16 protein-coding genes are annotated in these 13,377 nt (G+C 64.9%); 8 read left to right on the plus strand and 8 right to left on the minus strand.

Features of this window, described 5'->3' with window-relative positions:
* Positions 1-8: 8 nt before the first annotated feature.
* From JQ580_RS09570 to hslV, 3 genes are read right to left on the minus strand one after another with little or no spacing between them, the layout of a single operon-like run.
* Complete coding sequence (locus tag JQ580_RS09570; protein WP_212279638.1) at positions 9-626, minus strand: DUF2585 domain-containing protein; 618 nt, start codon at positions 624-626, stop codon at positions 9-11.
* Positions 623-1,105, minus strand: coding sequence for a GNAT family N-acetyltransferase (locus tag JQ580_RS09575; protein WP_212279640.1), 483 nt, complete (start codon positions 1,103-1,105; stop codon positions 623-625). Before JQ580_RS09575 ends, JQ580_RS09570 begins: the two co-directional genes overlap by 4 nt.
* Before the next feature lie 3 nt (positions 1,106-1,108).
* Positions 1,109-1,669 (minus strand): ATP-dependent protease subunit HslV, encoded by a 561-nt coding sequence (gene hslV, locus JQ580_RS09580; RefSeq protein ID WP_212279642.1) that lies wholly within the window; start codon positions 1,667-1,669, stop codon positions 1,109-1,111.
* A 190-nt stretch (positions 1,670-1,859) separates the two neighbouring features.
* On the opposite strand from hslV, the gene hisB reads away from it, so the two are divergent.
* From hisB to JQ580_RS09620, 8 genes are all read left to right on the plus strand, one after another.
* Positions 1,860-2,453, plus strand: a complete 594-nt coding sequence (hisB, locus tag JQ580_RS09585) for an imidazoleglycerol-phosphate dehydratase HisB (RefSeq protein WP_212279644.1) — start codon at positions 1,860-1,862, stop codon at positions 2,451-2,453.
* Between the two features lie 65 nt (positions 2,454-2,518).
* Entirely contained in the window at positions 2,519-3,049 is a 531-nt protein-coding gene (locus JQ580_RS09590) for a DUF2628 domain-containing protein (RefSeq protein ID WP_212279646.1), read from the plus strand.
* Positions 3,046-3,696, plus strand: coding sequence for an imidazole glycerol phosphate synthase subunit HisH (hisH, locus tag JQ580_RS09595; RefSeq protein ID WP_212279647.1), 651 nt, complete (start codon positions 3,046-3,048; stop codon positions 3,694-3,696). Before JQ580_RS09590 ends, hisH begins: the two co-directional genes overlap by 4 nt.
* Positions 3,693-4,436: a 1-(5-phosphoribosyl)-5-[(5-phosphoribosylamino)methylideneamino]imidazole-4-carboxamide isomerase gene (gene hisA / locus JQ580_RS09600; protein WP_212280223.1), complete on the plus strand. Its 744-nt coding sequence runs from the start codon at positions 3,693-3,695 to the stop codon at positions 4,434-4,436. The genes hisH and hisA overlap by 4 nt, the downstream gene beginning before the upstream one ends.
* A gap of 2 nt (positions 4,437-4,438) precedes the next feature.
* Positions 4,439-5,215, plus strand: coding sequence for an imidazole glycerol phosphate synthase subunit HisF (gene hisF / locus JQ580_RS09605; protein ID WP_212279649.1), 777 nt, complete (start codon positions 4,439-4,441; stop codon positions 5,213-5,215).
* Positions 5,216-5,291: 76 nt separating this feature from the next.
* Complete coding sequence (locus JQ580_RS09610) at positions 5,292-5,612, plus strand: phosphoribosyl-ATP diphosphatase (protein WP_212279651.1); 321 nt, start codon at positions 5,292-5,294, stop codon at positions 5,610-5,612.
* A gap of 28 nt (positions 5,613-5,640) precedes the next feature.
* Positions 5,641-6,597 (plus strand): type I pantothenate kinase, encoded by a 957-nt coding sequence (coaA, locus tag JQ580_RS09615; RefSeq protein WP_063198763.1) that lies wholly within the window; start codon positions 5,641-5,643, stop codon positions 6,595-6,597.
* Between the two features lie 98 nt (positions 6,598-6,695).
* On the plus strand, positions 6,696-6,935 hold the full coding sequence (locus JQ580_RS09620; RefSeq protein ID WP_212279653.1) for a hypothetical protein: 240 nt from the start codon (positions 6,696-6,698) through the stop codon (positions 6,933-6,935).
* Between the two features lie 4 nt (positions 6,936-6,939).
* On the opposite strand, the gene JQ580_RS09625 is transcribed toward JQ580_RS09620, so the two are convergent.
* The 5 genes from JQ580_RS09625 to JQ580_RS09645 form a co-directional block, all read right to left on the minus strand.
* Positions 6,940-7,956: an AI-2E family transporter gene (locus JQ580_RS09625; RefSeq protein ID WP_249134072.1), complete on the minus strand. Its 1,017-nt coding sequence runs from the start codon at positions 7,954-7,956 to the stop codon at positions 6,940-6,942.
* A 156-nt stretch (positions 7,957-8,112) separates the two neighbouring features.
* Positions 8,113-8,742: a histidine phosphatase family protein gene (locus JQ580_RS09630; protein WP_212279657.1), complete on the minus strand. Its 630-nt coding sequence runs from the start codon at positions 8,740-8,742 to the stop codon at positions 8,113-8,115.
* Between the two features lie 108 nt (positions 8,743-8,850).
* Positions 8,851-11,082 (minus strand): PAS domain-containing hybrid sensor histidine kinase/response regulator, encoded by a 2,232-nt coding sequence (locus JQ580_RS09635; RefSeq protein WP_249134073.1) that lies wholly within the window; start codon positions 11,080-11,082, stop codon positions 8,851-8,853.
* Positions 11,083-11,220: 138 nt separating this feature from the next.
* Positions 11,221-11,694: a hypothetical protein gene (locus tag JQ580_RS09640; RefSeq protein WP_212279659.1), complete on the minus strand. Its 474-nt coding sequence runs from the start codon at positions 11,692-11,694 to the stop codon at positions 11,221-11,223.
* A 98-nt stretch (positions 11,695-11,792) separates the two neighbouring features.
* The gene (locus JQ580_RS09645) at positions 11,793-13,331 is read right to left on the minus strand and encodes a YifB family Mg chelatase-like AAA ATPase (protein ID WP_212279661.1); all 1,539 of its coding nucleotides are present in this window, start codon (positions 13,329-13,331) and stop codon (positions 11,793-11,795) included.
* Between the last annotated feature and the right edge of the window lie 46 nt (positions 13,332-13,377).

Consider the following 13,377-nt stretch of genomic DNA (forward strand, 5'->3'; position numbering starts at 1 on the left):
ATTTTGCGTCAGATGATGGGCGGGCCGGATTGCCATTGCTTCACGGCCTCGATTGGATGGATCAGCATCAGGATGTTGAGCGTCAGATTGTCGCGAATGTGCAGCGCCAGCATGAGCTCGAAGGCGAGGCCGATCAGGATCGTCGCTGATACGGGCAGCACGCGCGCAGCGAGGAACCCGAGTATCATGGACAAATTGTCAGAGACCGAATTGACGATGCTGTCGCCGAAATAATCCAGCGAGATCGTACCGGCGCGGTAGCGCTCGATGATGAAGGGCGAGTTTTCGACGATCTCCCAGGCGCCTTCGATCAGCATGGCGATGATCAGTCGCGCCGGCCAGGAGAGAGAGACGAACGGCAGGCGCACGAACAGCAGCCATGTCAGGCCATAGAACAGGAAGCCGTGCAGTACGTGCGAGAAGGTGTACCAGTCGGCGATGTGCTGGGAATTCTCAGAGCTGTTCAACACGCCATGCCACAGCTTGATGGTGCCGCAGGTGCAGATCGGAACCCGCCCCATCGCGAACAGGATCGCGGCCTGCAGCGCCAGCAGCAGCAGCGCGATGCCGACCCAGGCAAGCGGCGGAAAAGTGGTCTTGGCGGCAGGCGTCGCGGCGAGCGTCATGGGTCTCGGATCATCAGGAGTGCAGGACCGTCGGGTGTGACAATGGCATGCTGTGGCACAAATCCGGCCTTCTCATAGGCACGGATCGCACGGGCATTGGCGGGATTCGGATCGATCACGATGCGCGGTACGCCGCCCGCGAATAGCTCGTCGATGAATGCGCAGATGAAAGCGGAGCCGTGGCCGCGTCCGAGCATGTCGGCCTCGCCGATGAATTGATCGAGACCGCGTGCTCCGATCGGCTGCGGACCGAAGCTCAGGTGCCATTCGCCGAGCCGATAGCACTGCAGATAGGCCAAGGGCCGACCGTCCAGGCTGACGATGAACTGCGCGAGGTCAGGATGATCGAGATCGCCGCCGACGAACTCCAGCGACTCCGGATCATGCCACCATTCGGCGACATGCGGCGCGTCCAGCCACCGCCGGATCAGCGGCATGTCAGCCCTGATCATCGGGCGGAAGGTGTAGGCATGCGCCATGGCCTAGCCCGTCGCCAGGCTTTCGATCGTCAAATTCCGGTTGGTGTAGACGCAGATGTCGGCGGCGATGTCGAGGGAGCGGCGGACGATGGCCTCGGCGTCCTTGTCGGTGTCGAGCAGCGCGCGTGCCGCGGCCAGCGCGTAATTGCCGCCGGAGCCGATCGCCATGACGCCGGCCTCGGGTTCGAGCACGTCGCCGGTGCCTGTCAGAACCAGGGAGACGTCCTTGTCGGCCACGATCATCATGGCCTCCAGCCGCCGCAGATAGCGGTCGGTTCGCCAGTCTTTGGCAAGCTCGACCGCGGCCCGGGTCAGCTGCCCCGGATATTGCTCGAGCTTGGCCTCCAGCCGCTCAAACAGGGTGAAGGCGTCGGCCGTCGCGCCGGCAAAGCCGCCGATCACGTCGCCCTTGCCGAGTTTCCGGACCTTTTTGGCATTGGACTTGATGACCGTCTGGCCGATCGAGACCTGGCCGTCGCCGCCAACCACCACCTTGCCGCCCTTGCGGACCGTCAAGATCGTGGTGCCGTGCCAGCCCGGCGAGCTGTTCTGGGAAGCCTGCATGAATGATCCTCGCTATCCGCCTGATTTAGGCGGTCCGGCGCAGGCGCACAACGGGCCGTTCCGGGCCGGATTTCGCTCACCATAGGTGGAAGTGCCGGCCTGCCAAGGCGATCCCGCGGTAGCGAAGGCGTCATTTGGCTGTTAAAAGACCGGCGTTTTCGGCCCCGAGCCAGGATGAAAGCTAGTTTCAATGCGCACCGCGACGATCAAGCGCAAGACCAAGGAAACCGAGATCGAGGTCACCGTGAACCTCGATGGCACCGGTGCGGCCGATATCGCGACCGGCATCGGCTTTTTCGACCATATGCTCGATCTCCTCGCCCGCCATTCCCGCATCGACCTCACGGTCAAGGCGGTGGGCGATTTGCACATTGATTATCACCATACCACCGAAGACACCGGCATCGCGCTCGGCCAGGCGGTCAGGCAGGCGCTCGGCAACATGGCCGGCATTACCCGCTATGCCGGCGTGCATATGCCGATGGACGAGACGCTGTCGCGCGTGGTCATCGACATCTCGGGCCGCCCGTTCCTGGTGTTCAAGGCCGACTTTCCCCGCAACAAGATCGGCGAGTTCGACACCGAGCTGGTGCGCGAGTGGTTCCAGGCCTTTGCCATGAATGCCGGCGTGACTCTGCACGTCGAGACCCTATATGGCGATAACAGCCACCATATCGCCGAGTCCTGCTTCAAGGGCTTGGCGCGGGCGCTGCGCACCGCGGTCGCGATCGATCCGAAAGCGGCGGGAGAGATCCCGTCCACCAAGGGCTCGCTCGGCGGCTGACGTCTTTCGGCCGGCGGCACGCGCCGCTTGCGGTATCACTGAATTCTTGGGAACGGGGCATCACCATGCCTGTCTATACAGTTCATGCTCCCTCGCCCGCTGGAGCCGATCTGCGCGCGACCGACAAGTTCGTGTTCGTGCGCGACGGATTCCATTTCTGGGCCATGATCTTCGGTCCGCTCTGGCTGCTGTGGAACAGGCTGTGGCTGGCGCTGATCGGCTTTCTGGTGTTCGTCGCGGCGTTCAATGCCGGACTGTCGAGCCTTGGCGTCGGGCGTGGTTCGATCTTCTTCGCAGATCTCATCGTCGCGCTCCTGATGGGCCTCGAAGCCTCGAGCCTGCGCCGCTGGACGCTGTCGCGCGGAAAATGGCGGCAGCTCGACGTGGTTGTTGCGGACGACGAGGACACCGCCGAGCGCCGCTTCTTCGAGCGTTGGAGCCAGAAGCAGCACGGCATCGTCAACGATCAATGGGCCGTCGATCGCGGTGGCCCGCCGCCGACCCGCAGCGTGCCGGGTCAGCAATTCTCGAACCCGCCGCCGATTCCGGCCGGCGGCATCATCGGGTTGTTTCCAGAACCGGGAGGGTCAAGATGAGCGTCGCCATCATCGATTACGGTTCCGGGAATCTGCATTCCGCCGCCAAGGCATTCGAACGCGCCGCCCGCAGCCTCGAAAATCCGCAAAAGGTCTTCGTCACCAGCGACCCCGACCAGGCCTACGAGGCCGATCGTCTGGTGCTGCCGGGCGTCGGCGCCTTCGCCGATTGCCGGCGCGGGCTGGATGCCGTCAACGGCATGGTCGAAGCGATCACCGAAGCGGTGCGCGTCAAGGCGCGGCCGTTCTTCGGCATCTGCGTCGGCATGCAGCTGATGGCGAGCCGCGGCAAGGAGCATGTCATCACCGATGGCCTGAACTGGATCGGCGGCGACGTCGAGAAGATCACGCCGCGTGACGAGAGCCTGAAGATCCCGCACATGGGCTGGAACACGCTCGACCTGTTGCAGGAACATCCGGTGCTGAACAAGCTGCCGCTCGGCCCGAAAGGCCAGCACGCTTATTTCGTGCACTCCTACCACCTCAACGCCGTTAACGAGGCGGACGTGCTCGCGCGCGCCGACTACGGCGGGCCGGTGACCGCCATCGTCGGCAAGGACACCGCCATCGGCACGCAGTTTCACCCCGAGAAGAGCCAGCGCTTCGGCCTCGCTTTGATCTCGAACTTTTTGCGATGGAAACCGTGATTCTCTTCCCCGCGATAGATCTCAAGAACGGCCAGTGCGTGCGCCTCGAGCAAGGCGACATGGCGCGCGCGACCGTGTTCAACCTCAATCCGGCCGCACAGGCGCAGAGCTTTGTCGAGCAGGGTTTCGAGTATCTCCACGTCGTCGACCTCGACGGTGCCTTCGCCGGCAAGCCGGTGAATGCGCAAGCCGTCGAGGCGATGCTGAAGACGATCAGGATTCCGGTGCAGCTCGGCGGCGGCATTCGCGATCTCAAGACCGTCGAAGCCTGGCTCGACAAGGGCATCACCCGCGTCATCATCGGCACCGCCGCGGTGCGCGATCCGGAGTTGGTGAAGGCTGCGGCGAAGAAATTCCCCGGCCGCGTCGCGGTCGGGCTGGACGCGCGCGACGGCAAGGTCGCGGTCGAGGGCTGGGCCGAGACTTCGCAAGTTACAGTGCTGGAGATCGCGCAACGCTTCGAGGATGCCGGCGTTGCTGCCATCATCTTCACCGACATCGCGCGCGACGGCCTGCTCAAGGGCCTGAACCTCGATGCGACCATTGCGCTGGCCGACGCCATCACAATTCCCGTGATTGCCTCCGGCGGCCTCGCCTCGATCGAGGACGTCAAGGCGATGCTGACACCGCGCGCCAAAAAGCTGGCCGGCGCGATTGCCGGCCGCGCGCTCTATGACGGCCGGCTCGATCCCGCCGCCGCCCTCACCTTGATCCGCAACGCGCGTGCGCCTGGGAGCTGAAGATGTTCAAGGTGCGCGTAATCCCCTGCCTCGACGTCAAGGACGGCCGCGTCGTCAAGGGCGTCAACTTCGTCGATCTCAGGGATGCCGGCGACCCCGTCGAAGCCGCGATCGCCTATGACGCCGCCGGCGCCGACGAGCTCACCTTCCTCGATATCACCGCGACCCATGAGAACCGCGGCATCATGCTGGACGTCGTCCGTCGCACCGCTGAGGCGTGCTTCATGCCGGTAACCGTCGGCGGCGGCGTGCGCGAGGTCAACGACATCAAGACGCTGCTGCGCGCCGGCGCCGACAAGGTCTCGATCAACAGCGCCGCGGTATCCCGTCGCGAGTTCGTCAAGGAAGCAGCCGAAAAATTCGGCGAGCAATGCGTGGTGGTTGCGATCGACGCCAAGCGGGTCAAGCGTGCCGGCGGTGGCGAGCGCTGGGAGATCTTCACCCATGGCGGCCGCAACTCGACCGGCATCGATGCCATCGAATATGCTCAGGAGGTGGTCTCGCTCGGCGCCGGTGAGATCCTGCTGACCTCGATGGATCGCGACGGCACGCGGCAGGGATTCGACATCCCGCTGACCCGGGCAATCGCCGACAGCGTTGCCGTGCCCGTGATCGCCTCGGGCGGCGTCGGCAATCTCGACCACCTCGTCGACGGCATCCGCGACGGCCACGCCACGGCCGTGCTCGCCGCCTCGATCTTCCATTTCGGGGAATTCACCATTCGTGAAGCCAAGGAGCACATGGCGCGGCGCGGGTTACCCATGCGCCTGGATGCCTGACGACTCCGCTTCATAAAAATGCTACAGTGGCCGCCGGGGATGGGCCTCTGGCTTTGTGTGTTTTCGAGTAATTCCGATGCCGCGTTTCACGATCCACGATCTGGCCGAGACGATCGACGCCCGCGCGGCGGCCGGTGGCGAAGCGTCCTATACCCGAAAGCTTCTCGACAAGGGTGCCGAGCATTGCGCCAAGAAGTTCGGTGAGGAGGCAGTCGAAACCGTAATCGCAGCAGTCGAAAACGATCGCGCGCATCTGATCGCTGAGAGTGCCGATCTGCTCTATCACTTCCTTGTGCTGCTCAAGTCCCGCGGCATAAAGCTGGAAGAGGTGGAAGCCACGCTCGACAAGCGTACGAACATGTCGGGGTTGGAAGAGAAAGCGTCGCGTAAGGGCTGACATAAGCCTCAACGGAGAAGGTTGCGTCATGGATATCCGCGCACCCGAGCAGCAGTATAATCCGTACCGCATCTATTCGCGCGAGGAGTGGGCGCGTCTGCGCGACGACACGCCGATGACGCTGGAGCCGGGGGAGTTCGACCGGCTGCGCTCGCTCCATGACCGCCTCGATCTCAAGGAAGTCGAGGACATCTATCTTCCGCTGTCGCGCCTGCTCTCGATCTATGTCGATGCGATGCAGCGCCTGTATTACGCGGAGCGCCAGTTTCTCAACATCCGCGATCGCAAGATGCCCTACATCATCGGCGTCGCCGGTTCGGTCGCGGTCGGAAAATCCACCACCGCCCGCGTGCTCCAGGCGCTGCTGGCGCGCTGGTCGCCGCGTCCGAAGGTCGAACTGATCACCACCGACGGATTTCTCTACCCGAAGGCCCTGCTCGAACAGCAGGGCATCCTGCAGAAGAAGGGCTTTCCGGAAAGCTACGACCTGCCGCTGCTGCTCAATTTTCTGTCCGACATCAAGTCGGGACGCCGCCATGTCCGCTCGCCGGTCTATTCACATCTGACCTACGACATCGTGCCGAACGAATGGGCCGAAATCGACCAACCCGACATCCTGATCGTTGAGGGCGTCAACGTGCTGCAGACCGGCAAGCTGCCGCGCGACGGGAAGGCGGTGCCGGTGGTCTCCGACTTCTTCGATTTCTCGGTCTATATCGATGCCGACGAGGCGGCGCTGCGACGCTGGTACATCAAGCGCTTCCTGGCGCTGCGCGACACCGCGTTCACCAACCCGAAATCCTACTTCAACCGCTATGCGCTGCTGTCGGACGAGGAAGCCACCGCCACCGCGACCGCGATCTGGGAGCGCACCAACCTCGCCAATCTCGAGGACAACATCCTGCCGACCCGCCCCCGCGCGACGCTGATCCTGAAGAAGGGTGCCGATCACGCGGTGGAGAGCGTCGCGCTCCGACGGCTGTAACCGGAGCGGGCCACGGTGCTGCGCTTTTCGGGCAAGGTATCTTTTGTTGCAGACCGGAAATAGGTATTCGGCTATGACCTTCGGAACGCGAGGGCTCCATGGTTGATCGTCTGAGAAGCGCCGCGGAGCAGCTCGAAGCGCCGACCTGCCCCGATTGCCATATCGAGATGAGGTGGTACCGCTCGGAACTGCTCGCGGACGAGCCGGTTCCGATCATCACGCATCTGTTCGTCTGCCCGCACTGCAAACGCGCCGGGCAGACCGACACGATCTTCAGGGGCGACCTTGGGTCTCCTGGCAAGCTGTCCGCGCCCCGCTTCATCGCGTACGCCGCTTAATGGTTTACGTCCCCACGTCCCGGCGTTCTTTCGCGCTGACAAAGATGTGCCACGCCGTCAGAAACATTGCGGCGACGAGCGGGCCGATGACGAAGCCGTTCGCTCCGAAGGCTGCGAGGCCGCCCACGGTGGCGAGCAGCACAACATAGCTCGGCATCTGAATCGACTGTCCTACCAGGATGGGGCGGAGGAAATTGTCGGCCAAGCCGATCACGAAGATCCCGAAGGCGAGCAGAATGATTCCCTTCGTGACAGCGCCCGTCATTAGCAAATAGAGGGCGGCCGGAACCCAGACCAGGGCGGAGCCGAGCACGGGAAGAAGCGAAAGGAGCGCCATGATGGCACCCGCCAGCAGCGGCGCAGTGAGGCCTAGGAGCCAAAAGATCACCCCGCCAAGCGCGCCCTGGATCAGCGCAACCAGGATGATCCCCTTGATGGTGCCACGAACCGCCAGCGTAAACGCATCCAGGATCTCGGCGGTGTGGCTCGCGCGCAGCGGCAGCGCATTGCGGATGCGCAGGTTCAGGTCGTCGCCGTCGCGCAGCAGGAAGAACAGCACGTAGAGCATGACGAGGACGCTCGCGACAAACTCAGCCGTGAACTGACCTATGTTGAGCGCGTGCCCCGCCAGCTGCTGGCCGGCCGGGACCACCAGGCTCGATAGGCGTTCTTTCAGGGATGTCAGATCGATGCCGGCGAGCCGATCCGACATCGACACGGCCCAGTCCGGCAGCGCGGCTTTCAGCTGCTGTAGCGGATGAGTCAGATCGATCTCGCCGGTCTGAACGCGCTGAACCACCTCGCCCCCCTGGTCGACGAGCGAAGCGATCACGACCCCGATGGGGATCAGGACCATGACGACCACGACGATCACGGTGAAAAGCGCGGCGAGATTGTGCCATCCCGGCAATGTTCCCAGGCACCGTCGGTAGAAGGGCGCAAAAATGATCGCCAGCAGCGTGGCCCACAGCAATGCGCCGGAAAACGGCCAAAGCACCCAGCCGAACGCGAGGGAGATCATGACAAGCCAGACTAGGAACGAGCGGTCTTCTGATGTTCTCACGTGTCAACGGCCCTTCAGTCGCTGCTTCCGGGACGTTGGTAGCACAGGACGGAGGCGGAGCGGCAAGTCACGCTCCGTCTCCGTCGCATCGGCCGCCGCGTTCGATGCAGTCAGTCACTTGCCGGTTTTCATGGTCCAATCGGCGAATTTGATGCGTCCTGCAAAGGTTGCGGAGCCCGAGGGACCGGCCTTGTAGACGAAAGCTTCGCCTTCCTGCACGTCGCCGGCCTCCTTACCGAAGGCATCGGCGATGTTGGTCTTGTGGGTGACCAGGAAGGTGTTGGTTCCGGCACGCGGCGGCGCGTCGACGAGCTGACGCATGGCCTGTCCGGCCTTTGCGTTGGCGCCGGTCGGGTTCGCCATCCCCGATGCGCTGGCGTTGCTGCTGTCCGTCAAGGCGTCAATCGGCTTGACCTCCCGGCCGGTGATCAGCTTGCCGGCCTCGATCGCGCGATTGAGCCGGCTGGTATAGACATCGCCGATCGGGATCGCATGCTCCTTCACGGCCGCCCCGATCTGCCGTGCCATATCCCTGCCCTTGTCGCTGAGCTGGCGCTGCGCGCTCATGTCGTCGAACTTGAAGGGGTAGACGTCCTTCTGGCTGTCGTCGGTGGCGGTGTGCCGAAAGATCAGGACAAAGCCGCCTTGCTTGAGCGAGGCGATGAGCTCCGGCGTATCGGCTGCGGCCGGGCGGGATATTCCCGCGAGACAAACAACGAGTGCGAGGCGGCAAAGCACGTTCATGCGCAAAGTCCTTCGCTGCAAAACGCCCCTTGGCCATGGTGACGCGCAATGCGGCCGACTTCAATTATCGATTGAAGCCGCGATGAAGGTTCCCGCGCAATTGCGGGATCAGACGGCCAGCCGCCGTGACGCCGCAAGCCCCGCCAGCGCTTCGTCCAGCTTGTCGCGATCGAGCGGCTTGATCAGGAATCCGGTCATGCCAGCCTCAAAGCAGGCATAGCGATCCTCCACCAGCGTATTGGCGGTGAGCGCGAGGATCGGCGTGTGCTGGCCGCCCGTCGCGGCCTCATGCGCGCGGATGCGCTTCGTCGCCTCGATGCCGTCGAGCTGCGGCATCTGGATGTCCATCAGCACGAGATCATAGGGCGTGCCGGCCGATGAAGCAGCGAGCCAAGACTCCAGCGCGGCCTCGCCGTGCACGGCGATGACGACGCGATGGCCGAGCTTCGTCAGCAATGAGCGCATCAACAGCGCGTTGATCTCATTGTCCTCGGCGACGAGGATCGACATGCCTTTGGCAGCGGTCGTTCCGGCGGCGTCAGCCGGAGGTTCCGGCGCAAGATCGGGCGAGGCGACCTCCGGCGTCAGCGCAAGGCGCGCAGCGAGAGAGGCCGCCCGCAGCGGCTTCACAAGAAAGCCGGTGAAGGCCGGCGACAGCTTTTCGTGACGCGAGCTGGAGGTCAGCAGCACGAGACGCTGCAGCGCATGCGCGCGGGCTTTTTCGCCGAGCTGGTCGGCTGCGGCGGGGCCAACCGCACGATCGATCAGCACCGCGTGCCATGAGCGTTCCGGCAGCAGCGCTTCGGCGACCGCCACATCCGCAACCATGCAGGTCTGGCCACCCCAGCGCTCGAGGCGCCGCGCGATCAGCGAGGCCTCGATGCCGTCGGCGACGAGGAGCAACGACTTGCCCGCGAGGTCAGGGCTTGGAAAGGCCGTCTGTCCCGCGCTGGCTTGCGACGGCGGAAGCGGCACCGCGATCTCGAAGGTCGAACCTTTGCCCGGCTCGCTCACGAGCGTGATCCGGCCGCCCATGCGCTTGACGATGCGCTCGCTGATGGAAAGGCCAAGGCCGGTGCCGCCGTAGGTGCGGGCGACGCGCTCGTCGGCCTGCTCGAATTCGCGGAAGATGCGCTGCTGCGCCTCCGGCGCAATGCCGATTCCGGTGTCCCGGACCAGGAAGCTGATCTCGTTCGGCCAGATGCCGGGCTCGACGATCAATGCGACGCCGCCGGTGCTCGTGAATTTGATGGCGTTGCCCGCGAGATTGAGCAGCACCTGGCGCAGCCGCGCGGCATCGCCGACCACCTCCAGCGGCAGGCGTTCGTCGACATAGGCGGCAATCTCGAGCGACTTGGCCTGCGCACGGGGCGCGAGCAGCTCGGTGATCTCCTCGATCAGGGTCGAGAGCGCGAAGGGACGCTGTTCGAGATCGAGCTTGCCGGCCTCGATCTTGGAATAATCGAGCAACTCCTCGATCAGCGCCATCAGGGCCTCGCCCGAGGTCTTCACTGCTTTGGCATACGTCGCCTGCTCCGGGGTCAGCGTGGTGTCGAGCAGGAGGCCGCCCATGCCGATGATGCCGTTCAGGGGGGTGCGGATTTCGTGCGAGGCCATCGCGAGGAAGCGCGATTTGGCGCGGTTGGCGGCGTCGGCCTGGTCGCGCGCGTCGGACAAAGCGCGCTCGGTCTCGGTGCGGTCGGTGACGTCGCGTCCCACGCTCTGCAGTTCGGCGGGCTGTCCGGCATCGAGGCGGACATAGCCTTCGCGCCAGGCGATCCAGCGCGCGCCGAGCGGGGTTGCGATCTTCTGGTCGTGAATGCGTGTGCCGCTGCTCTCGCGGGCGCTGTCGCCCTGCTCCAGCACGTCGAAATCGAAACGCGTGCCGACCAGCGCGCTGCGCGGCTGTGCTGCGAGCGCGCAATAGGCTTCGTTGGCAAAAGTGATGCGGCCATCGGGAGCGCGCAGCACGATGAGGTCGCCCTGCTGCTCGAACAGGCTGCGGGCGCGCTCTTCGGCTTCCTTCAGCTCCCAATTGCGATCGATCAGCGCCTCGTTGTGCGCGGCGAGCGTACGCATCCGCTTGTTCACGAAGCGCAGGCGCATGCTCAGCGTCGCCAGGCCGAGGCAGGCGAGTGCGAACAAGAAGCTCGCGCCGATCGCGAAGGTGTAGGGATCGTAGCCGGAATTCTCGGACCGGCTGCCGGACACGAAGCCATAGGCGCCGCCGAAGGTCGCCGAGAAGATCATGAAGGAGCGGATCGCGAAGGCGATGCGGGGATGCTGTCGCCTGAAGCGGCGCATGCGCACCTTGATCCGGAACGTCCGACCCATCGCCATCGACCCCGACTCTTTCTCGAAATCCCGCCACCCGCCGGCTGCGACGATGTCGCGCCGACCTTGCGAACAGCTTGAGGCTATGGCGTCGCCTCCAAACAGGGTTGACGAGGTGTTAACGCCTCGGGATCCCGTCGCGCGTCAGAGCGAGGCGGCCTGGAGCGGGAGCGGGCGATGGCCGCCATGGGCGCCGACGATCAGAGCCGCGGCCTCGCGCTGCGAAAATGATTTCGAGCGCACATAGATGCGGTAATCCGCGGGACCTTCGTCGGAGAGATAGATCACCTGGCCGCCATCGACGGGCTGCGCGGCAATCGAGACGAGGCGCGTTGCGGGATTGGCCTGGCAGGACGCCGGCTCGGAACCGGGACCGTCGTCGACCACGACGAAGTCCGCAGCGTCGGCATCGTCGGTGATCTGAACCCGCACCGTGGCCAGGGCGGGATCTTCGGTGAAGGCGACATGGACGCCGGCGGTCCAGAACAGCGAGGTGAGCTCGACCGAGGTCTCGCCGAGGGCGATGCAGGGATGTGAGACCGATCCGATCTCCGCGCGGGCGAACACCGCAGCCGCCAACAGGGGAATAACCGAGGCCAGGATCTTGAAACGCAACATGACGCTCTACTCGCCGGGCCCGGTACGGGACTTTGTGGGCCTTATGGTTTGCAGAGCGTAAAGGAAACTCGTTACCGCCGGGTTGATGCGTGAAATGATCAAGCCGGCTGCCGCACATCCTCCGCGAGTGCGCGGTAAGACAGCGCTTCGGCCAGATGCAGCCGGCCGATCTTGTCGGCGCGATCGAGGTCGGCGAGCGTGCGCGCCACCCGCAGCACGCGGTGATAGCCGCGCGCCGACAGCCGCATGGTTTCGGCGGCGGCGCGCAGCAGCTTCTGGCCTTGCGCGTCCGGCTTTGCGATCTCTTCCAGCACGGAGGCCGGGGCCTCGGCATTGGTGCGAACCTTGGGCAGGCCGGCATCGGCGTAACGCGCAAGCTGGATGTCGCGCGCGGCCGCCACACGGGCGGCGACTTCGGCGGAGCCTTCCGCCGGTGACGGCAGGATCAGATCGGCCGCGGTCACGGCTGGAACTTCGATGCGCAGATCGATCCGGTCCATCAGCGGGCCGGAGATGCGCGCCTGGTAGTCGCCGGTGCAGCGGTCGACGCGGCCGCGCTTGCAGGCATAGCCGGGCTCGAACGCGTTGCCGCAGCGGCACGGATTCATCGCGGCGACCAGCATGAAGCGCGCCGGGTAGGTCACGCGATGATTGGCGCGCGACACCGCGACCTCGCCGTTTTCCAGCGGCTGCCGCAGCGAATCCAGCACGCGCGGATCGAACTCCGGCAATTCGTCGAGGAACAGCACGCCCTGATGCGCCAGCGAAATCTCGCCGGGCTTTGCGCGCATGCCGCCGCCGGTAAGCGCGGCCATGCTCGCGGAATGATGCGGCGAGCGAAACGGCCGCCGCGCGGTCAGCGCGCCGCCTTCGATCTCCCCGGCAACGGAGGCGATCATCGAAACTTCCAGCAACTCGCTCGGCGACAGCGGCGGCAGGATCGAGGGTAGTCGCGCCGCCAGCATCGATTTGCCGGCGCCGGGCGCGCCGATCATGAGCAGATGATGGCCGCCGGCGGCCGCGATCTCCAGTGCGCGCTTGGCGCTTTCCTGGCCCTTGATATCGCGCAAATCGAGTGTAGAGGCGGCAGACTCGTGGACCTTTGGCGACGGCCGCGACAGCACCTGCGTGCCCTTGAAGTGGTTGGCGATCTGGATCAGCGAGCTTGCTGCGATGATCTGGATGTCCGGGCTCGCCCACGCTGCTTCGGAGCCGCACGAGGCCGGGCAGATCAATCCTTCCTCGCGTAGATTGGCGCCGAACGCGGCGGGAAGAACGCCGGCCACGGGCGCGATCGAGCCGTCGAGGCCGAGTTCGCCGAGCACGGTGAAGCCGGTGAGCGCATCCGGCGGGATCGCGCCGATCGCCGCCATCAGCCCGAGCGCAATCGGAAGATCGTAATGGCTGCCTTCCTTCGGGAGGTCGGCCGGCGCCAGATTGACGATGATCCGCCGCGCCGGCAACGCGAGTCCCGAGGCGATCAACGCCGAGCGCACCCGCTCGCGCGCCTCCGACACCGCCTTGTCCGGCAGGCCGACGATCGCGAATGCCGGCAAACCAGGCGCGACCTGCACCTGCACGTCGACCGCACGGGCCTCGATCCCCTCAAAGGCGACGGTGGAAACCCGCTGAACCATGCTCAAACCAGCCTGCCCCTTTTCACAATTAGGGGTAGCAGAGCCG

The sequence above is a fragment of the Bradyrhizobium sp. SZCCT0148 genome, from assembly GCF_018129985.1.
In the GTDB taxonomy this organism is placed as follows: Bacteria; Pseudomonadota; Alphaproteobacteria; order Rhizobiales; family Xanthobacteraceae; genus Bradyrhizobium; species Bradyrhizobium japonicum_H.

Coding starts and splice junctions, on each gene's coding strand:
- JQ580_RS09590 (WP_212279646.1), top strand. CDS start 2,519: ATGCCTGTCTATACAGTTCATGCTCCCTCGCCCGCTGGAGCCGATCTG.
- coaA (WP_063198763.1), top strand. CDS start 5,641: ATGGATATCCGCGCACCCGAGCAGCAGTATAATCCGTACCGCATCTAT.
- hisH (WP_212279647.1), top strand. CDS start 3,046: ATGAGCGTCGCCATCATCGATTACGGTTCCGGGAATCTGCATTCCGCC.
- hslV (WP_212279642.1), bottom strand. CDS start 1,669: ATGCAGGCTTCCCAGAACAGCTCGCCGGGCTGGCACGGCACCACGATC.
- JQ580_RS09570 (WP_212279638.1), bottom strand. CDS start 626: ATGACGCTCGCCGCGACGCCTGCCGCCAAGACCACTTTTCCGCCGCTT.
- JQ580_RS09635 (WP_249134073.1), bottom strand. CDS start 11,082: ATGGCGATGGGTCGGACGTTCCGGATCAAGGTGCGCATGCGCCGCTTC.
- JQ580_RS09610 (WP_212279651.1), top strand. CDS start 5,292: ATGCCGCGTTTCACGATCCACGATCTGGCCGAGACGATCGACGCCCGC.
- JQ580_RS09625 (WP_249134072.1), bottom strand. CDS start 7,956: ATGATCTCCCTCGCGTTCGGCTGGGTGCTTTGGCCGTTTTCCGGCGCA.
- JQ580_RS09645 (WP_212279661.1), bottom strand. CDS start 13,331: ATGGTTCAGCGGGTTTCCACCGTCGCCTTTGAGGGGATCGAGGCCCGT.
- JQ580_RS09640 (WP_212279659.1), bottom strand. CDS start 11,694: ATGTTGCGTTTCAAGATCCTGGCCTCGGTTATTCCCCTGTTGGCGGCT.
- JQ580_RS09575 (WP_212279640.1), bottom strand. CDS start 1,105: ATGGCGCATGCCTACACCTTCCGCCCGATGATCAGGGCTGACATGCCG.
- hisF (WP_212279649.1), top strand. CDS start 4,439: ATGTTCAAGGTGCGCGTAATCCCCTGCCTCGACGTCAAGGACGGCCGC.
- JQ580_RS09630 (WP_212279657.1), bottom strand. CDS start 8,742: ATGAACGTGCTTTGCCGCCTCGCACTCGTTGTTTGTCTCGCGGGAATA.
- JQ580_RS09620 (WP_212279653.1), top strand. CDS start 6,696: ATGGTTGATCGTCTGAGAAGCGCCGCGGAGCAGCTCGAAGCGCCGACC.
- hisB (WP_212279644.1), top strand. CDS start 1,860: ATGCGCACCGCGACGATCAAGCGCAAGACCAAGGAAACCGAGATCGAG.